Source organism: uncultured Kriegella sp. (genome assembly GCF_963975415.1).
Taxonomy (GTDB): Bacteria; Bacteroidota; Bacteroidia; order Flavobacteriales; family Flavobacteriaceae; genus Kriegella.
Genome location: NZ_CAXBGN010000003.1, coordinates 523,709 through 545,335 on the forward strand (window position 1 = coordinate 523,709; position 21,627 = coordinate 545,335).

Below are 21,627 nucleotides of genomic sequence, written 5' to 3' on the forward strand. Positions count from 1 at the left end.
TTTTTGCTCGTCTATATTTCTGCTACTATTTGTTCGATTGATGTGAAAACCGATATCGTTTTCGGCAATCTTTCTTTATGTAAAAATTGTACTTGCCTTCCTAGAATCCACAAATTCGGATTGTTATAGTTATTTCCTATTCGTACAAAATCGTGAACATATTTTTCAATTTTATCCATTGAAGGTTGTAATGTGAAGTAAGAAATAAAGTAAACATTCTTAAAATGTTCCATTAAACCTGCAAGATTTTCGAGGGGAACCGCAGGTCCTAGAAATATTGTTTGGTAGCCTCTTCGAATAATTTCATGATTTATAAAAAGTAACCCGATATCATGAATTTCATTTTCAGGTAAGAACAGCACAAATACCTTATCTGTCTTAAAAGGCTCCAATTGTTGGAACTTTTCGGTATTGGTAATAATTTTTTGTTTAATTAATGCGGTAATAAAGTGTTCTTGGGCAGGCGTTATAGTGTCCGTTTGCCACAACAACCCCATTTCGTTCAGTAAAGGAATGAAAATATCATAGAAAATAGTATGAAAATCTTTGTTCGATAAGAGTGTATTATAAGTGTTCATAAACAAAGCCTGATCATAATTCATCATGGCCAACTTGAACTCATTTATAATGTGACCATCACTATTTTTACTTAGCTGTATTTCATTTACCAGAGCAGGAATTTCAGCTTCGTCAATTTTTGCAATTTTTGATATTTTGTATCCGTCATTGTATAGATAAACGATATTCAGTAATTTTTGAAGGCTCGCCAAGCCATAGGTACGAATGTTAGTGTCTGTTCTTTCTGGTTGTAATAGACCATATCTTTTTTCCCATATACGTATGGTGTGGGCCTTTATTCCAGATAGGTGCTCCAAGTCGCGAATGCTAAAACTAGTCTTAATATTGTTCATCTATTTTAGTAAAACATTAAACAAAAATACAATAAATAGGGCTTGGTCATGATATGGAAACGTTAATTTTTACAGTTGGTTTCTAAATCATTTCGTTTGAGGGAATCTATTTGAAGGCCTGAAGATGAAAAATCTTCCAGTCATTAGCCCACCAACCCTAGCATATAAAAATAGGAATAGTTACAATAGCATGCATCGAAACATGAAAATTATCATAGAACAGTGCGAAGTACTGTGTAGATTAAAATAATGTCAATCAGATTGTTATTGTACCGGAAGTAAAAACCGATGTATTTTGGTAACCTGAAGAGTAAAAATAAAAAGTGATTGATTAGACTTTGCAATGATCGGATTATAAAGCATAAAAAAGCCTCCTATTTTTTAGGAGGCTAAGTGCCCACGACTAGATTCGAACTAGCACGTCCTTGCGAACACTACCCCCTCAAGGTAGCGTGTCTACCAATTTCACCACGTGGGCTGACATAAAAAGTGTGGCAAATATAATAAAGTATTTTCACTGAGAGTCGGTTTGATTAAAGATATCACCATAAAAATTAAAAGCCCTTCAGTGGGTGATATCTTCCGTACAATAACCATACACTAGGTGCTTCTTGAAGTTTGTTTAGATTTGAAAATCTGTTTGTTAGCCTTTATATGTTGTTACTATCCTATTGTTTCGTGTTGAATTGCCGTTGAAAGGGCGTCGTATTATTTCGACCGTTATTTTATAGGTTATTGGCTCTTGCGCTTTTTTTGGGTTAAATTTATGACCATGAAAAGAAGAGATTCCCTCAAAAAAATGGCATTAGGTGCTATCGTGCCCTGTGTTTCGCCCTCCATTTTGACCAACAGTAAATTTCAAGTATGGCCATTTTCCAAGGGGCTCAGTTTTAAGAGCGATTGGCAAAACTGGCCAGATATGAAATGGGTAGGTCCTGAATATTGGGGAAATAGATTACAAGATTGGCTGCTTAAAGAAGGGAAGGTTACTTGTGATATATCTGCGGCCAATAGAAACCTACATTTGTTAACCGTACAAAAGCCGGAACAGAACATTGCATTTACCACTTCTGTAGCCATTGAAATTTTAAATAAAAAATTTGCGAACCTCGATGAAGGTTGTCTCGGTATTCGTTTTGGAGCAAAAGGCCCTTTTGAGGATTATCGATCGGCGGCGGTCTTTGGTAAAGGGTTTGATATCGGCTTGAAACCGAATGGCACTCTTCAAGTGGGGGAGACCATTTTAGAAACGGGATTGAACTCGCCCCCTGAAAAGTTCGGATTATTGGTAGAGGCAAATCCCGATGGAGATATCTATTCCCTCAAGATATGGATTACGGCTGCCGGAACGGACCAGGTTTACTTCGAAAGTGAAGCAATCAGTACGCCTTCCATCGACCTGGCGGGTAATTTTGCTTTGGTAGCCCATTGTCCGCAAAAGAAAAAGAATGCTGAAGATTTGTCCCCATCGGCAACCTTTGGCGATTGGACCATTACTTCCGAAGAACTTCGATTGAACAAAGCCCAATCTTTTGGACCTATTTGCTTTGCACAATATACGGTGAACAACCGAAAATTGAAATTGACTGCCCAAATGGCTCCCATAGAGGCTATCATGGGTCATGCCGTAGCTTTGCAAATTATGGAAGGGAGCACATGGAAAACGTTGGCTACTGCCCAAGTCGAACATTGTGGTAGGGCTGTAAATTTCTCGGTCGACAATTTTACGAAAGACGATGAAGTACCATATCGAATTCAAATAAAAATTCCATTAAGGAATAGAATAGAATCATATGATTACCATGGAACTATAGCCAAAGAACCCATGGCCAGTGATCAGGTGAAAACAGCTGTATTCAGTTGTAACTTTCACTTTGGTTTTCCCGACAACGATATTCTATTGAATACCAGGAAGCTCGACCCTGATATTGTACTCTTTTTAGGCGATCAGTTCTATGAAGGTACAGGCGGTTTTGGTGCGATGTACAGCGGTGATTTTGATAAAACCTGCCTTGATTATTTGCGGAAGTGGTTTATGTTCGGATGGTCGTATCGCGATATTTTTAGACACCGCCCCTGTGCAATAATCCCTGATGACCATGACGTATATCACGGCAACGTCTGGGGGGAACAGGGCAAAAAAGCCGATACAAGTAAAGGATATGGTGCTCCAGCACAAGACTCCGGTGGATACAAAATGGCGGCCGATTGGGTCAATATGGTACAGTTCACGCAAACCAGTCATTTACCGGATCCCTTCGATGCTACTCCTGTAAAACAAGGTATAGGGGTATACTATACCCAATGGAACTATGGGGGGGTCAGTTTTGCTATTTTAGAGGATAGAAAGTTTAAATCGGCACCAAAACATGTACTCCCCGAGGAAGCCGATGTATGGAACGGTTTTATAAAAAATCCTGATTTTGACATAAAAAAACACAAAAATTTAAAGGCCGAGCTCCTCGGTGAGCGACAACAGAAATTTTTGGAACATTGGGTGGAAGATTGGAACCATGGTGCACAAATGAAGGTAGTGCTCTCACAAACCAATTTTGCGACGGTAGCGACACTTCCCAAGGAGGCTCAAACAGATGAAGTGGTCCCTTCATTATATATTCCACAAAAAGGTGAATATGTATCTGGAGATAAGCCAACGGCAGATATGGATTCAAATGGATGGCCTGCGAATAAGCGTGATGAGGCGGTAGCAACGATACGGAAATGTTTTGCCTTTCATATTGCGGGCGACCAACATCTGGGAAGTTTTATTCAATATGGCGTTGAGGAACATGGTGATAGCGGTTATGCCTTTGCTGGTCCTGCACTTAATAATATTTGGCCTAGAAGGTTTTGGCCCTCGGTAAATAGCGCCGGGCATACTTATCAAAATCCTGCTTATACAGGAGACCACGTTGATGGATTCGGTAATAAAATGACCGTTAAAGCTGTTGCCAATCCTTATAAGACCGGATTTGAGCCCGAAATAATACACAATAGGGCAACGGGCTATGGTATGGTAACTTTCAACAAAATCGACAGAACAATTAAAACCGATTGTTGGTCACGATTTGTCGATCCCTCACAAGGGGAATCCGTTCAAAATGCCGGTTGGCCGATTACCATAAGGCAAGAAGATAATTATGCCCGAAAGGCTGTTGCCCAATTGCCCGAATTACAAATAATTGACGGGTCGTCACCTGTGGTGTCGATTTACGATGCTACTACTACTTTGGTTTATTGTCTTCGGTTATCAAGCCGTAGTTTTAAACCAAAGGTATTTGCGCTGGGTAAGTATACCATTGTGGTTGAGGAAACCGATAGGGAAGTAAAGCGAACCTATAAAAATGTTAAGGCGAAAGAACAGAATAAAAAGATTATCAAAGTCGATTTTTCGGTATGATAAAACAACCGTAAAAAACGATACTGAATCTCAAAGAATACTAAACTACCATCAAATTAGATTATAATGCAAAAACTACAACGTTCCTTTATCGTACTCATCCTAGGTCTATTTTTGTTTGCCTGCAAAGAGAGCAATCAAAAAATGGAGGTTGTTTCGGCAAAACCGAATGTTCTCATCATCAATATCGATGATATGGGTTGGAAGGATGTCTCCTTTGCCGAAGCTCCCTTTTATGAAACGCCTAATATCGATGCCCTTTCAAAAAAGGGAATGTGGTTTGTAAATGGGTACGCCTCGGCGGCAAACTGCGCCCCAAGTAGGGCCAGTTTAATGACCGGAAAGTGGACACAGCGGCATGGTATTTTTACGGTCGGAAACTCCGACCGCGGGAAATCTAAGGATAGAAAACTTATTCCGATTGCGAATACCACAATTCTACCCGATAATTTTTCAATACTGCCGCAACTATTTAAGTCGAACGGCTATGCCACCTGTCACGCCGGAAAATGGCATATTACAGATAACCCGTTAGAAAAGGGCTTTGACGTCAATATTGGTGGCAGCCATGCCGGGCATCCATCCAGTTATTACCCTCCATATAAAAATGTAGCTTTAAAAGCGGCCAAGGGCGAGCGGCTTACCGATGTGGTCATGAACGGTGCGATTGATTTTATTAGCAATACAGAAGCTCCATTTTTTATCAACTATTCTCCATATGCCGTACATACCCCGATTCAACCGGTACCGTCGTTAATCGAAAAATATAAGGAAAAAAAGGTTTCTTCTGGCCAAAGCAATGTAAACTATGCAACGATGATAGAGAATCTTGATGATAATATCGGGAGGTTGATCAAGGCCTTGGAAGAAACCGATAAGTTAAAAAACACCTTTATCGTCTTTACTTCAGACAATGGAGGGCTTTTTGCTGTCAGCAACCAGCACCCTCTTCGAGCAGGTAAAGGGAGCTATTACGAAGGCGGTATTCGGGTTCCTTTCTTTTTTGTTTGGGATGGAAAAATAGTAGGAAGCCAAAAAAATGAAACCCCAATATCCAATTTAGATATTTTTCCGACCCTTTTGGAAGTGGCAGGAATCGAAATGCCGGAAGAAGAAAGTGATGGGCAAAGTCTATTACCAATATTAGTGAAAGATAAAGAATGGGACGATCGACCTTTGTTTTGGCACTTTCCGATTTATTTGCAGGCAATTACCGATAAAAATGAGAATCGTGATTCAAAATTTAGAACACGGCCCGGTTCCGTGATGCGCTATGGTAAATGGAAACTGCACCATTATTTTGAAGATGATGCTTTGGAACTTTACAATCTGGAAGACGATTTGGGCGAGCAGCACAATCTTGTGGATACTGAACCGGAGAAGGCCAAAGAATTATTCGATATGTTGCAAGAATGGCGTGTACGTACCGATGCCCCGATACCTACTGAAGAAAACCCAGAATTTATAGCTTTGTAATAATGAGCGGTGCAGTCGGTATTGTTTTTGGGATTATGACACTGCATTACAAGGATCGGACTTAAATTTATAATTACACTAGATGAAAACAAAAGCGATTTGCTTCCCATTATGTTTTATAACCCTGTTAATCATGCCCATGCTGGGTGCTGCCCAGGAAAAACCTAATGTGCTACTTTTTTTGGTCGATGATATGGGGTTGATGGATACTTCTGTGCCTTTTTTGACCGACACAGCGGGAAATCCGAAAAGGTATCCCCTTAACGATTGGTACCGCACACCGAATATGGAGCGCTTAGCGAAGCTGGGTACACGGTTTTCTACATTTTATGCGCAGAGCGTATGTTCACCTTCGCGTGCCAGTCTTTTGACCGGTCAGAATGCGGCACGGCATAGAACGACCCAATGGATTAGGCCCAGTGAAAATAATAGGGGGGAGTTTGGTCCGATGGATTGGAATTGGAAAGGATTAAAAGCTTCGGATAATGCCACATTGCCCAAAGTTTTAAAGGCCGATGGTTATCGAACTATCTTTTTGGGTAAAGCCCATTTTGGTCCTTTGGGTTCCGAAGGGGAGAACCCGTTAAACCTTGGTTTCGATGTGAATATTGGAGGCGGATCTTGGGGGCAGCCAGGAAGCTATTTGGGGATGGATGATTACAAAAGAACAGTTACGAAACCCGGGGTTCTAGATTTTCAGGTTCCGAATTTAGAGAAATACCATAACACCGAAACATTTCTTACCGAAGCTTTAACCCTTGAGGCAAAAGAGGAAATTAAGAAAGCCGCCGCGAGTAAGGAACCATTTTTTCTCGAAATGTCGCACTATGCGTTACATGCTCCATTCATGACCGACCCTCGGTTCATTGAAAATTACACTTCAGGGGAATATGGTGATAAGGCGCAGCGATTTGCGGCACTTGTTGAAGGTATGGATAAATCTTTGGGAGACCTTTTAGATGTTTTAGATGAATTGGGAATTGCCGAGAATACGTTGGTGTTCTTTGTTGGAGATAACGGTTCAGACGCCCCAATAGGTGATATGTATCAAGTAGGGAGCTCGGCCCCCTTGCGCGGCAAGAAAGGTACCCATTATGAGGGCGGCATGCGCGTACCCTTTATTGCGGCATGGGCCAAACCCGAAGCGAACAATATTTGGCAGAAAAAACTGCCGATTGCACAGAATTTCGTGCAACATCAAATGGGAACCATTATGGATATTTATCCTACTATTTTAGATATGCTAAGTATTGAAACTCCTAAAAGACATATCGTAGATGGTGTTTCTTTAGGAGAGAATTTAAAAGGGAACAGCAACCAAAAGAATCCTGAAATGTTCTTGATGCATTTTCCACATTCACACAGAAGCAGTTATTTTACGAGTTACCGCAATGGCGATTGGAAATTGGTGTACCACTATTACCCTGACATGAATGTAGAAAAGGTAAAGTATGAACTATTCAATCTTTCCAAAGATCCTTATGAACAGAGTAATTTGGCAAGTGATGATCCTGTCAAATTAAAACAAATGGTTAAGTTGATGAAGGCGCAATTAAAAAAGGAAGATGCGTTGTACCCTATAGACAGTTCGGGTGAACCCATGATGCCCCATTTCTAAACTGGTTTTTTCGTTTTCATGCGAAACTATTTCAGTTGATGGTACGCTCCACTGCCATATTTATAGTATTTTGACCACCTCTTTTAGAACAACAATATGAAGATTATTATTGCGAGATACTTTTTGCTGACATTGGCAATGTTGGCGGCACCACTGGTCCAAGTTTATGCACAACAACCCAATATCGTTATTATTTATGCAGATGATATGGGGTACGGCGACCTGCAATGTCAGAACGATGCTTCCAAAATACCGACGCCAAATCTCAATCGATTGGCTTCTGAAGGCATGCGCTTTACCGATGCACATAGCTCTTCGGGTATTTGTTCACCCAGTAGATATGCATTGCTTACAGGTACTTATCACTGGCGCAGACAGCACGGCATAGTAACTTCTTTTGGCGAACCTTTTTTCGATGAATCGGATGTTACCCTTCCAGAAGTGTTAAGAAATAATGGATACAAAACCGCAAGTATCGGAAAATGGCATTTGGGTTGGAACTGGAATTTCAAAAACGAACCTACAGGCGAAGTATTCCAATGGAATAGAATGCGCAAATTTTATAAACCAGAAGATGTCGATTGGAGCCAACCTATTACTGGTGGACCGTTGGACAGGGGCTTCGATTATTATTTCGGGGATGGTACCATAAATTTCCCTCCGTATGCATGGATGGAAAACGACGGATTTGTCGAGTTGCCGAATGCGGTGATGGATGTCCACAATGTAGGTTTTGACATCAATGAAGGGGAATGGGAATTTCGGCCAGGACCCAAGGTCGAAGGTTGGAACCCCTATAAGGTACTTCCGACCCTAACCGAAAAAACGGTGGAATATATCAAGCAACAAGAAACGGACAAACCTTTCTTTCTCTATTTTGCCTTGCCCTCTCCACATGCCCCGATTATTCCGAATGAAGAATTCATTGGCAAGTCTGAAGCAGGTCCGTACGGCGATTTTGTATACCAGACCGATTGGGTAGCCGGTCAGGTAATGAAAGCCTTAAAAGAAAAGGGACTGGAAGAAAATACCATTGTTATTTTTACAGCGGATAATGGTCCTGAAAAATATGCTTTCGAACGGGCAGAAAAATACGGTCATTTTAGTATGGGCGATTTCAGGGGTTTGAAACGTGATGTTTGGGAAGGCGGCCATCATGTACCTTTTATCATCAAATGGCCAAGCAAGATTAAGGCGGGAACCGTTTCTGAAGAAGTTATTTCCCAAGTAGATATTATGGCAACTGTTGCGGCCATTACGAATACCGAATTGCCTAACAATGCGGCGCCCGACAGCTATAACCTTTTGCCGCTTTTGAAGGGCAAAAAATATAACTCGCCTCTTCGCGAAGCAACAGTACACAATACCTTTGACAATGTATGGGGACTCCGAAAAGGACAGTGGCTGTACTTGAACAAACCTTCAGGTGAACATACCAAAATGCCCGACTCCTTCAAAAAAATGCGAGGATTTGAAGATTTTGAAACGCCTGCGCTATTGTTCAATATGCGAAAGGATGCAGCGCAAAAGAACAATGTTTATGGGAAGCATCCCGATGTTATAAAAGAAATGGAAACAACGTTAGAAAAATATCGGCAGCAGGGATATTCGGTAAAACCTTGATAGATGGGTATTCCCGATAGTCCGAATCGTGCCAATTTCTTTATTGTTTCCCCGAGGAAGATATAACGGTTTTCAGTTTTTTATCCTATTCTCAAAAAGAAAAACCCCATTTTTATTCGCGATTACAATATCAGGTTTATCGTCTCTGTTCATATCATGCACGGCAATATTGAGTCCCGCACCAGAATCAGAATCGATTAAGTGTTCTTTAAAATATGGAGCGTTTTCTGGTGTAAATGCTATCCAGAATAAGTACGGGGTTTCGGCATCACCGGCATCATTGCCGTTATGGGCAAGAAATCGCTTTCCGGTTATATAATCCTTGCGTCCGTCATTATTTAAATCGGCCATTATCGAAGCATGGGTCTGCGCTGTTGTGGTACTGATTAGATGGGTACTGAAATTGTTGTTTTCGTCTTGTTCGTGCCACCATACACCTAGTTTGTGGGCAGAAGCGCTTACAACATCTTTGATACCGTCACCATTCACATCAAGTACTTGCATATGCGAACAGGGTTCTCCTAGATTGGCAGAATTAAATTTCCAATCTCCTGATTTTTTATCTTTTTTACCTTCAAACCATCCTTCGGTAACGACTACATCTTCAATACCATCGTTATTTACATCGCCATACCCGATACCATGGGAATACTGCTCTGTTCCAGGTACATTTTCGGTACTGAGTGCAAAACGCTTCCATTCGGTTTCTCCAGCGCGCAAAGGTGCCTGTAACCAGACGATTTGTTTTTTGGCTACATCACCGCAGAGAATATCGAGTCTGCCGTCCCCATCAATGTCGATAAAACCTGGTGATTCGTTCGAGATTCCCATGGAATCTGCAATAATATGTTTTTGCCATACACCTTCCTTATTTTTAGGGTTTTCAAACCAAAATCCTGGTTTGCCCGGATAGTCGATAATGACAACATCGTCCCATCCATCTAAATTTACATCCATGCCTAAATTCAGGAAAGATTCGCTGTATTCCTTATAGGGATCGAATGTGCGTGACGGAGCCATTTCATGCCGTTTCCAAGAGGGGGCCTCGAACCAATAATAGCCAGCGACAATGTCCAATTTCCCATCCTTGTTTAAATCGGCCACGGCCACACCCTCAGAAATGAAATCACGGGTCAGTATGGTTTTTTTAAAATCAGCTGTAGTTTTTGATTGTGCGCAAACCATTTGTAGCCCTATAAAAAGTAGTCCAATAATATTCAGTATGCCAAAACCCGTTTTCATCGTATTTGTTTTTTAGGAATTGCTATTTTTTTAAAATGGAATCTATCATCTTCTGATATATCAATCCTTCGGAGCCCTTTTTACCGTAACGTTCGCGCCGATCTTGCAATACTTTCTTGGAAGCAGGGGTATCAATTGCCCCAATTCTTCTGATGGAATAGTTAAGGAACTTGGGCATTTGGGTATTCTCGGCCATTTGTAAAAGGCGTTGTGCATCAACGGCCGCCAATGGTTCCGCCGCATACCAGAGCATCAAAGGCAGGTTATGGTCACCACTATCTTCCGGCCTTTGAAGCAACCCTTCTAGAACATCCCATCGGTGTTCTGGAGCCAAACGCAACAACCCGGAAGTCAAATAGAGCCGGACCAAAGCCGAATCGTCATTTTCTGCCATTGTGATAAAAACATCGTGTGTTTCGGGAGCAACCTTTTTGTTTTCCGTAAGCAATTGAATGGCCCAGCTTCGTATGTATTCGTCGGAATGATTGAGCAGGTCGCGTAATTCGACTTCTGAAAGTCCGTCGGTAACATGAAGCGTCCATAGCGCCCTTAGTTTTCGTGTTATATCAGGATGGTCGGCCAGCATTTTTTTCAGGGCTCGGTGTGTTTCAGGGTTTCCGCCACGCTCTTGAAGAATAGTACGGGCCTGTCGTACGTACCACTCGTTTTCATGCAATTGATAGTTGACCAGTTCACTGTCGGAGGCTTTGTTCAGGTCAACTTGTACCCATTTGTCGTTTTCATGTGAAATTTTAAAAATACGGCCCAATGTTTTATCGTGTACATCGGGGTTCGGACTGTGGCATTGGTTTTGGTCGTACCAGTCTATGGCAAAAACCGAACCGCTGGCGTCATATTTAAAATTCAGCCATTGTGACCATGAGTCGTTCATTTTTAAAAAATCCTTTTTGTGGGAAGCTACATATCCTGAACCCGATCGTGTCAATAAATCATTGTTCAATATCGATCCGTTGATATTGTTCATAAAGACGGTATTGTGATATTCTTCGGGCCAGGAATTTCCGCCTAAATAGATCATCGCTCCGGCATGGGCATGGCCTCCACCAGCAGCCGCTGATCTAAAATTGCCGGCATGCGGCCCGCGGTCGCCCAAATAATGTACGTGGTCGCCAATGGTTTTAATATCGTCGTAGGTATATGGATTGAAATGTTGCCCGGCTTGACGTTGGTATCTGGCGCCTTGAATTACATGGTACATATGCGGAATAACACAGACCGTAATAAAGGGGTGGCCATGGTCGTTGAAATCAATCCCCCATGGATTGCTCGTTCCTTCTGAGAATACTTCGAATTCATGTCGTGTTGGATGGTAGCGCCATACCGCGCCATTCAACTTTGTCCGTTGGTCGTCCGTGGCTCCGGGTTTACCTACATTGGAATGAGTAAATATGCCGTGTACGCCATAAAACCATCCATCGGGCCCCCAGCGTAGGTTATTGAGTACTTCATGAGTGTCGTCGAGTCCCCAACCATCGAGCAATATTTTTGGAGGCCCCGCAGGTTTGTCATTGGTCTTGTCGATAGGGATGAACAAAAGATAGGGAGCGGCACCTATCCACACACCTCCCATACCCACTTCAATGCCGCTGGCCATGTTCAGACCTTCCATAAACACTTTTCTTTTGTCCAAAGTGCCATCACCATTGGTGTCTTCAAATATTAAGATCCGATCTTTGCCTTTTCCTTCTGCTGCTGGAACGGGATAGGTATGACCTTCAACGACCCATAATCTGCCACGGGCATCGAGGGTAAAACTGATTGGACGAACCACATCGGGTTCGGATGCCGCCAAGGTAACTTTGAATCCGTCTGGAAGTGTCATGGCTTTTGCAGCTTCTTTACCCGATAGTCCCGAGTTTACTATGGGGTCCAAGGGAGGCATTACGATGATATCTTTTTGAAAGAGTTCATTGGGGAAACTGGGACGGGTCGGGTAAAACAGAAAATCGTCAAAACTGATATGTGCCCAAATATCGTCACGGATATACGGGATAGGGGAAGTGCCGCTCTCATTGTCGATAATGCGGATAAAGATATTTTTTTTCAGATAATCATTCAAATCGACCACTACAGGTTGCATCGTCGCGCGACCTTGACCTGATGATTTAAAAATGACTTCGTTTGTTTCGGCTTCAACGATCTCTACCCGAGTATCGGCCAAAGCGCCACCAGAAACCCTAAAAGACGCAAAAGGGTAGGTAACCTCAAAAGGCACCGAAGTAAGTGTTCCTTTCAGTTTATAATTTTTTGTTCCCCCACTGCTCAGAAAGAAATCGCCATCAAATGCTACTGGGGTGTTTTCCTCATGAACGGGAGAGGGCCTATTAAAGAGCGGATTTTTAAAGGCCTCGCCTTCCGCCTTCCAATCGCTGAGGTTTCCTCTTTCAAACCCTACATTTAAAGGTTTTCCATTTTTCATAGGTACGATTCCTGCAATTACGGGAGGGGAGAGGTCACCCTCAACAATTTGAAACTTTCCGACCATTCCTGCGGCACGGTGTCCGGGAACAGTACAATAATATGTGTCATCGCTCTCCGCCCAAAAGGTGATATTCGTAGTGGAACCCTTCTCAAGCAGAGTGCCACTTTTAATACCGGTCTTTTCCATGGCAATATCGTGGGTCATGGTTTCACCATTGATAATCGTGATACGAATACGATCACCCTTATTTGCACGTAATGTGGGGTTTCTTGTACCATCTTTTGCAAAGTATCCTAGCATACTTGCCTCAAGGGTATATTCGCGATCGATTATTGTAGAATCACGCACTTGATTTTCGACGGTATCTCCTTTTTTATCCTGTCGACAGCCTATTGACAACAAGAATAATAGTAGTGGGATAACAGCAATACGCAAACGGCCTTTTAACATGGGTGTTGTTTTGAAGTTTTTCGGTTTGTTACCTAAGAGACCTTATATTTTTATTTTAGTTCTTCGATGGTTATGTCTTTAAAGGCCACTTCTGCCTTACCTCCGCCGTGAATCTGAAGCCCTATAAGACCCGTTTGGGGTATGTTTAAATCTTCTTCGGTATAGTCTACAGTTTCATGTCCATTGATGTATAATCTGATTCTACGATTTTCTGCATGTATTTCGTAATCGTTCCAATCGCCTTTTTTTATCCATTGAAGAACCTGCAAGGAGTCGGGTGCTGCCATAGTTTTCTTTCTACGCGACTCATCATATAGACTCGCCCAATAGTCTTCACCCCAATCCGCTTGATAGCCGATCATTTCATAATCAGGGTCCGCCATACGCACACTTCGAAATTGAACTCCTGAATTGATAAACCCTTCGTCCCCTGTTAATTTAATTTTCAGTTTCAAGATAAAATTGGAGAATTTACGATCAGTACACAAAAAATCGTTGTGGGGTACAGTTTGCTCAAGCGACCCCCCGATGAGCAGTCCATCTTCTATTCGCCATGTATTTAGGGTATCGCCCTCCCAGCCCGTAAAAGTTTTACCATCAAAAAGCACTTGTGTTTTGTTAGCGGGAGATTTGCAAGCCATGGAAGTCACGAGGAGTACGAAGGGCATAGCACGAAATAATTGGAATATAATTTTGCTACTATTCGCTTTATGGGACCGCTCTTTTAATTCCTTCAGAAAATTAATTTTCATTTCATCAATGGATTTTGGAATTATTTTGTTGACACTGCATAGTGTTCTAAAATTAGAAATTTAATTTTGATGTGCTACATCTTTCCCAACTTTATGAGGTACTGTGGGTAACAAGAGTATGATTTATAGGAAACTTTCCTCGCGCTGTATTCCATTGCAATCACTTAATATACTGAAGTGTTAATTTAAAAATCAAAATGGCTTCAATTTAAAGGGGTGAATGATACTGCAGGTATATTGACACGAAATGGATATGATGTTACAGATATTATCCTTTTCTTAGATGCTTGACCAAAAACTTATTAAGTTTAGTCCACATGAATACAAAACCCACTTTTCATATTGCTGCGCTACTAGCTATTGCCATAGGAATCTTTTCTATAGGTTGCAAATCGAAAACAAATAAGCCCGATGCTTCGATAGACAATTCCTTTTCAGATAAACCCAACATCATACTAATCATGGCAGATGATTTGGGTTTTTCCGATTTAGGCTGCTATGGTGGGGAAATAGACACCCCTAACTTGGACCGATTGGCGGCAAATGGTGTTCGGTCAAACGCATTTTATAATACCTCACGTTGTTGTCCGACCAGGGCTTCATTGCTAACAGGACTCTATCCGCATCAGGCAGGACTCGGCCGAATGACCATGGATGCCGGACTTCCGGGATATCGTGGTAGTCTACAACCCAATACGGTTACAATTGCGGAAGTACTGAAAGATGCCGGCTACCAAACGGGAATGGTAGGCAAGTGGCATGTTTCTGAAACCGTTGATCTGGGTGGTGAAAAACAACTGAAATGGCTGGCCCATCAAAAAAGCAATGGTCCCTTTTCAGATATAGCTTCATATCCCACTTCTCGAGGCTTTGATAAATATTATGGGAATATTTGGGGTGTGGTCGATTATTTTGACCCTTTTAGCTTGGTAAATGGTACCGAAGAAGTAAAAGAAGTGCCCAAAGACTATTACCATACCAACGCCATAGGAGATTCTGCGGTGGCTTATGTTGAGCAGTTTTCAGGGAATAAGAATCCTTTTTTTCTGTATGTGGCGCATTGCGCTCCGCATTGGCCACTTCAAGCCCCTGAAGAGACTATTAAGAAGTACATAAAAGTATATGAGAATGGGTGGGAGGCTATACGAAAGAAAAGGTATGAAAAATTGATTGCCCAAGGTATCATTACGAAAGAAAGCAGGTTGCCGGCTTTTATGTTTCCAGAGGAGAACTGGGAAGGGAATATGGATAAAGCTTGGGATGTGCGGGCAATGGCGGTGCATGCCGCCATGGTCGATTTATTGGATCAATCGGTAGGGAAACTTTTAGATAAGTTGGAAGCTACGGGAGAGTTGAACAATACGATGATTCTGTTTCTTTCCGATAATGGTGCAAGTTCAGAAAGACCTTCGAAATACGGACCTGGATTTGACAGGGCAGGAAGCACTCGAGATGGCAGAACCGTTAATTTTCCGGTCAATAAAGATAGTTTGCCGGGTCCGCAGAACGTTCTTTCAGGCATCGGCCCAAAATGGGCGCATACCGTTAATACCCCCTTTCGGTATTGGAAAGCTCGAGTTTACGAAGGGGGAATAAATACACCGTTTATTGCCTTTTGGCCTGAGGGGTTAAAAGCTAAAGGGGCTGTTCGGGAGCTTCCCGCACATGTTACCGATATTATGGCAACTTGTGTCGCTATTTCAGGGGCGGAATACCCGAAGCGATATAAGGGCAATGAAATTACACCTACCGTAGGAAGAAGTTTTTTACCCATTTTAAAAGGAACTGCCAATTCTGGAACCCAAGAAACCTTCTTTTGGGAACATTTTGGATCCAATGCATTAAGAAAGGGCGATTGGAAACTCGTTAAACTCGATAGTAAAAGTCCGTGGGAACTTTATAATATTTCAAGCGATAGAACTGAAATACATGATGTGGCCAAGGATCATCAAGAAGTTGTCGCCGAGATGTCTAAAGAATGGGAGAAATTGGCACGGGATTATAAGGCCTATCCAACACCAAACTAAACTAAATTATTGACTGTTCTTTATTACAATTAACAAGTCTGAAACTCTCCTAAAACCTGTTTTTTTGAATGTAGTTCCGTTCGGTTAAATATCGCGTTGAGCCATATATTCCGAAGGAGTCATCTCAAATTGCTTTTGAAAATTTCTACCAAAACTGGTGGGTGAATTATATCCCACGATTTCTGCAACTTCAAAAATTCTATGCTTACCACTTCGTAACAATTCTGCCGCCTTTTTAAGTCGGGCGACATTAATCAGTTCGTTCGGACTCAGGTTTGACATCTCCTTAATCTTTCTATATAGGGTAGAACGGCTCATATGCATTATTTCTGCCAAGGTTTCGACATTGAGATCAGCGTCAGATATGTGTGCAATAATAACTTCATCTAGCTTTTTTATGAAGGTCTCATCGATTTCGGTATGGGCGATACTTCTAATATGGGCTAGGGGTGAACTAGTATAATAGTGCATTATATGTTTCCTGTTCTCGATGAGGTTAGCGATCTGTACTTTCAAATGTTCCATAGAAAAGGGCTTCTCGATATAGGCATCGGCCCCTGACTCGAGTCCTTCTATTTTGGCGTTAAGAGCGCTTTTTGAAGTCAACAGTACTACTGGTATATGGCTTGATTCGATATTGGTCTTTATTTTTTCGCACAACATAAAGCCATCCATTCCTGGCATCATTACATCACTGACTATTAATTGAATATTCTCTTGTTGAACCATTTCAAGCGCTTTTTCAGCGTTGGTCGCTTTTATGACCAAATAGTTGTCAATGAGGTCTTTGGCGACAAAATCAAGTAAGTCGATATTGTCTTCGACCAGTAGTACGGTAGGTTTGTAACTCTCAATTTCAGAAATTTTTGAAACCCCGTCAATTTTTGAAGTTTCATCAACTTTAGAATTGTATAATTTAAACTCTTTTTCTTGATGAATGGGGAGGTGTAATACAAAACAATTCAATGTGCTGTCACTAGTATCAAGCTTTAAGCTGCCTTTATGAAGCTCTGTAAGCGAGTGGGCCAGGGAAAGACCGATTCCCGTACCTGATTGATTTTGATTTTCATTTCCCGGCACTCTATAAAAAGGCTCGAATATTTTATCCTTTAGATGAGACGGAATAAGTTTTCCATCATTTTTAACCGTCAATTCTAAATTTTCATCGCTACAATTCAATGAAACAATAACTTGACTTTTGGCGTATTTTATGGCATTGTTAAAAAGATTGCTCAGTATTTTCTTCGTGGCTTCGGTATCTACATAGGCATAGATGTCATCGGGCTCCAAATTCATCACGAAATCTATATTTCTTTCCTTGATTGCCGGACTAAAGCGTGTTTGCGTCTTGCGAAGTAGTTCTGAAATATTCACTTCGACAAAAGTGAGGTTGACAGTCTCTAATTCTGTTTTTCTGAAATCAAGCAGTTGATTGACCAAATCTAAAAGCCGAGAGGTGTTTTTTTCCATAATCGAAAGATTTTCTTTCAATTTGGGGTCATGGTCTACAGTTTTAAGTATTTTTTCCAAAGGGCTTTTTATCAAAGTCAATGGCGTTCGAATTTCATGTGAAACATTGGTGAAGAACTCAATCTTGGCCTGATAGATTTCTTTCTCTTTTCTATTCTTAAGTTGTTTTATTTTTTGGTTGCTCTTCGACTTTGTCCAGCGGTGATAATACCTAAAGCCGAAGAAAATAGATAAAACGGCAAAACAAACATAAAGAGCAAAGGCAATGTTGCTTTTCCAGAAGACCGGAAGCACCTCGATTTTTAGTCCAGAAGTTTCTTTGCCCCATACACCGCTGCTGTTTAAAGATTTGACCGTGAGGTTGTAGTGGCCTGCAGCCAGTTCGGTAAAGTAGACTTTATGATTTTTATTTAGGTAAATCCAGTCATTGTTAATACCCTCCATTTTATACCAGTATTCGGTGTTTTCAGGAGCTGTATAGCTGAGAGCGGCAAAATCGAGACTAAAAGAAGTTTGTGAAGGCTTTAAAACAAGATGGTCGGAAAGTGTTATGGATTCTTCAATTGGAGAATTGGTCTGGCCAACGACAACCTCTTCATTGTCGATTTGCAGTCCTGTAATATAAATGGGAGGGGCATAGGTGTTCTTGATAAAATCCTTAGGGTTGAAACTGACCATTCCGCTAACACTACCAAAGTACATTCTGCCGCTAGGGTCTTTGTAAGCGGCCGTATAGTTGAACTGATCGCTCAATAGGCCATTTGCCTTTGTGTATATTTTTTTCTCCCCGGTAGCTAAATTAAATTCTACCAGACCATTGGAAGTCGATATCCAAAGATTACCCTTGTCATCTTCAAGTAAAGCATAGAAAACGTTGGTCGGAAAGCCATCCTTCGTGGTATACTTTTTAAATCGCCTTTCTTCTTTATTAAACGAATTTAAACCGTTTTCAGTAGTTATCCATATAGTGTTATTGGAGTCTTGAAAAATGCCATTGATATGGTTGTTCGATATACCCGTTTTCTTTGTGTGATCCCAAGTATAGGAGCCTTTCTCTTTTGTTTTTGGGTCATAAAAATAAAGACCTTGCGAGTATGACCCAGCCCATAGCACCCCTTCATTGTCTTCAAAAAAACAACTATACCCCAAATTGTTGGGAAAACCTTCAAAATTATCGAACTGATTACTTTTCGAGTTATAGGTTTGTATTCCGGCAGTGGTAACCGCAAAGACTTCATTAGCTTTAGTTTCGTATATAGCGAATACGAAATTGCTACGTAGGGCCCCTTCTTCACCAATATTGTAATGCTCTGTAATCTTATTGGTTTTTATGTCAAGAATATCGAGACCATTTTCAAACATTCCGACCCAAATTTTATCACCTCTGGGCAGCAAACCATGAATGTTATAATGGGTCAAGATTCCGTTTTTGTCTTTGTCTTTTGAAGTATAATTTTTAAAAAGACCTGTATCAGGATTATATTGGTTTAAACCACCATCTTCTGTACCGACCCAGATGTTACCGTAGTCATCGGCGTGAATTTCCCTGACCGCGTTTCCATTAATTGAATTTTGTGAAGACATGGGAAAGAACTTTGTAAATGGGGAATATTGTTTGGGGTGGTAATTTAACCCTCCAAAATAGGTGCCGGCCCAAATTCCGCCCTCCTTATCTACAGTTAGTGAGTATACGGCATTGTCGGATAGGGCATAGGGGTCGTCATAGTTTTTTCTAAGATTGGTGTATTTCTTGGTCGCTAAATTATAAACATGAAGACCAGATTCGGTGGCAACCCAAAGCTCATCTTTTTCTCGTACGACAAAATTTCTTACATAAAAGTTTTCCTTGGTGAGTGGGTCAATCGTCTTTATTTGTTTAGTAAGAATATCAAATGCAACGACACCGTGGTTTCGGGTGCCCAATAGAAGGGTTCGTTTATCTAAATTGAATAATCTGTTTATTATAAATGGGCGCTTGAAATCGGCCGAGACATCTAAGGCGAATTTTTCAAAGGAATTTGTCGCTATGGTATAATGATAAAGGGAATTGGTCGAAGCTACCCATATCTCGCCCTTGTCGGTCTTTACAATATCAGTGGGATAGAAGAAGTTTTCACGGGGGAAACTTTGAACCGCTTCGTTGGAGGTATTATAATTATACAAGGTGCCGTCGGCGATATACCATAACTTTCCATGGGTATCGTTCTCGATATCAGTGATATTCTTATTGATTGTGTTTTTTACAATATCAAAATTTTCGAACCTATCGTTGTAGTGGTACAATCCGTTATCGGTGCCGACCCAGACCTTATTTTTGTATTCATGAAGGCATTCAATATAATTGCTTTGGAGGCTGGTCGAATTGTCAGGGTCATTTTGAAAAAGCCTAAAGTTGTATCCGTCAAAACGGTTTAGGCCGTTTTTAGTACCAAACCACAAAAATCCCTTTTGATCCTGAAGCGAGCTTAAAATTGTATTATGAGACAACCCATCTTCAACCTTGTAGTGTTCGAAATAAAATTCCTGTCCGCATAACAAATTCATGCAGAAAAGTGCCATTAACAAAGTAATATCGGTTGTTTTCAAAGGGGTCAAATATCGTTAAAAGTTAATGATAAATTCACAACAATTCGTGTCATAGATAATACGATTCGGTGCAAAGGCGCTATAAACTCCTGATAATTTTGAAATTGACCGATTTGTACGAGAAAATGAAACAAAGTGGTGTCGATAATCAAACCAATATTTATTCATTTGAAATTTGGTTTAATTATAAGTTTTTAAAATTAGTGGAAGGCATAGCTCAATATGACAAATACCAGCACAATTTTTCATGTGGTATCTCGCTTTTTGGAATAAACTCCCGCGCTTGTGTTATGGGAGTTCTTCTCACAAACAATTCTAAGGAGGCTTGACAATTCTCTATTTATGTCGATACCACATGCAGACAACCCTGCAGAGTCAAAAAGATATTTTCTTTATGCGGAGCGCAATTCCTAAAAATATAACTGAACTTTAGTATGACCCAATACACTTTTAGAACACACCTTCTAGCATTGGCCATAGCCATTTTAACGATGTCGGGTTGTAAGGAAGAAAAAGCCCAAAAGCCAGATTCTGTATATACAGAGAATACGGTAGACGATACTTTTAACAATCCATTGTTGCCGAGTGGCGCCGACCCTTGGACAATCTATCATGAAGGCAGTTACTATTACATAAAGTCAGATGCAGGGGCTATTTCGTTGATGCGAACCCCGGATATTACCGACTTAAGGAATGCGGAAAGGAAAGTGGTGTGGACAGCCCCTGCAACAGGCGATCATTCCAAGGAGGTTTGGGCACCTGAAATTCATAACATCAACGGTCACTGGTATATATATGTTGCGGCCGATGATGGCGATAATCGAAACCATCGGATGTTCGTTTTGGAAAATACATCGGCTGATCCCTTTGAAGGAGAATTTATTATAAAATCTAAGATTAAAACTGATCCGGAAGACAATTGGGCTATTGATGGTAGTATTTTTTCATATAATGACACGTTTTATTTTATATGGTCTGGATGGGAGCATCCCAAGGAGAACGGAGGAATAGAAACCCAGAACATCTATATTGCTGAAATGTCAAATCCGTGGACCATTGCTTCCGATCGGGTTCTTTTAAGTACCCCTGAACACGATTGGGAAAGAAATTGGGAGTATCCTGACGTATGGAACCCAGATGCCCCGGTATATGTCAATGAGGGACCGCAAATGTTGGCACATGGTAATAAAGTTCATATTATCTATTCCGCTAGCGGCTGTTGGACACCCTTTTATGCGCTGGGCATACTTACCATGCACAAAGACGGTGATATTATGGATCCCGCATCTTGGAACAAGGGTAAAGATCCGATTTTTCAACAATCGGAAGAAAATGAGGTCTATGGTACGGGGCATAACTCTTTTTTTAAAAGTCCCGATGGAACAGAAGATTGGATTTTGTATCATGCCAATGACACCCCGACTGATGGCTGTAGCGATAAACGTTCGCCTAGGGCCCAAAAAATTAGCTGGTCAAGCGATGATATGCCCGTTTTAGGAATTCCTATTGCCACTTCGCAAACATTGCAAAAACCGTCGGGTACGCCGATAAAATAGAAATATTAGGTTTGAGTAGCGTAACATTAAAATGAGAATATTTAATAATAGGTAAACTATATTTCACACAAAT

11 protein-coding genes and 1 tRNA gene are annotated in these 21,627 nt (G+C 41.1%); 6 read left to right on the forward strand and 6 right to left on the reverse strand.

The annotated features are described in order from the left end of the window. Nucleotides 1-11 precede the first annotated feature (11 nt). Together AACZ88_RS09015 and AACZ88_RS09020 are read right to left on the reverse strand one after the other, a co-directional pair. Nucleotides 12-911, reverse strand: coding sequence for a MerR family transcriptional regulator (locus AACZ88_RS09015; RefSeq protein WP_339709113.1), 900 nt, complete (start codon nucleotides 909-911; stop codon nucleotides 12-14). 394 nt (nucleotides 912-1,305) lie between these two features. Next, nucleotides 1,306-1,389: transfer RNA gene (locus tag AACZ88_RS09020), tRNA-Leu, on the reverse strand. A 294-nt stretch (nucleotides 1,390-1,683) separates the two neighbouring features. On the opposite strand from AACZ88_RS09020, the gene AACZ88_RS09025 reads away from it, so the two are divergent. The 4 genes from AACZ88_RS09025 (at nucleotide 1,684) to AACZ88_RS09040 (ending at nucleotide 9,028) form a co-directional block, all read left to right on the forward strand. Then, nucleotides 1,684-4,311, forward strand: a complete 2,628-nt coding sequence (locus AACZ88_RS09025) for an alkaline phosphatase D family protein (RefSeq protein WP_339709115.1) — start codon at nucleotides 1,684-1,686, stop codon at nucleotides 4,309-4,311. Between the two features lie 66 nt (nucleotides 4,312-4,377). Continuing rightward, a complete protein-coding gene (locus AACZ88_RS09030) occupies nucleotides 4,378-5,787 on the forward strand; it encodes a sulfatase (RefSeq protein ID WP_339709117.1) in 1,410 nt (469 codons plus the stop codon). Between the two features lie 82 nt (nucleotides 5,788-5,869). Beyond that, entirely contained in the window at nucleotides 5,870-7,405 is a 1,536-nt protein-coding gene (locus AACZ88_RS09035) for a sulfatase (RefSeq protein WP_339709119.1), read from the forward strand. Nucleotides 7,406-7,501: 96 nt separating this feature from the next. Beyond that, nucleotides 7,502-9,028, forward strand: a complete 1,527-nt coding sequence (locus AACZ88_RS09040; RefSeq protein ID WP_339709121.1) for an arylsulfatase — start codon at nucleotides 7,502-7,504, stop codon at nucleotides 9,026-9,028. A gap of 72 nt (nucleotides 9,029-9,100) precedes the next feature. Here the strand turns inward: AACZ88_RS09040 and AACZ88_RS09045 are convergent, their stop codons facing one another. From AACZ88_RS09045 to AACZ88_RS09055, 3 genes are read right to left on the reverse strand one after another with little or no spacing between them, the layout of a single operon-like run. After that, a complete protein-coding gene (locus AACZ88_RS09045; RefSeq protein WP_339709123.1) occupies nucleotides 9,101-10,270 on the reverse strand; it encodes a VCBS repeat-containing protein in 1,170 nt (389 codons plus the stop codon). Nucleotides 10,271-10,292: 22 nt separating this feature from the next. Beyond that, nucleotides 10,293-13,163, reverse strand: a complete 2,871-nt coding sequence (locus AACZ88_RS09050) for a PVC-type heme-binding CxxCH protein (RefSeq protein WP_339709125.1) — start codon at nucleotides 13,161-13,163, stop codon at nucleotides 10,293-10,295. 50 nt (nucleotides 13,164-13,213) lie between these two features. Continuing rightward, nucleotides 13,214-13,915, reverse strand: coding sequence for a DUF1080 domain-containing protein (locus AACZ88_RS09055; protein ID WP_339709127.1), 702 nt, complete (start codon nucleotides 13,913-13,915; stop codon nucleotides 13,214-13,216). A 317-nt stretch (nucleotides 13,916-14,232) separates the two neighbouring features. Between AACZ88_RS09055 and AACZ88_RS09060 the strand changes: the two genes are divergently transcribed. After that, entirely contained in the window at nucleotides 14,233-15,942 is a 1,710-nt protein-coding gene (locus AACZ88_RS09060) for an arylsulfatase (protein ID WP_339709129.1), read from the forward strand. 84 nt (nucleotides 15,943-16,026) lie between these two features. Here the strand turns inward: AACZ88_RS09060 and AACZ88_RS09065 are convergent, their stop codons facing one another. Then, nucleotides 16,027-19,998: a two-component regulator propeller domain-containing protein gene (locus AACZ88_RS09065; RefSeq protein ID WP_339709131.1), complete on the reverse strand. Its 3,972-nt coding sequence runs from the start codon at nucleotides 19,996-19,998 to the stop codon at nucleotides 16,027-16,029. A 434-nt stretch (nucleotides 19,999-20,432) separates the two neighbouring features. Between AACZ88_RS09065 and AACZ88_RS09070 the strand changes: the two genes are divergently transcribed. Beyond that, nucleotides 20,433-21,554, forward strand: a complete 1,122-nt coding sequence (locus AACZ88_RS09070; RefSeq protein ID WP_339709132.1) for a glycoside hydrolase family 43 protein — start codon at nucleotides 20,433-20,435, stop codon at nucleotides 21,552-21,554. Nucleotides 21,555-21,627 lie beyond the last annotated feature (73 nt).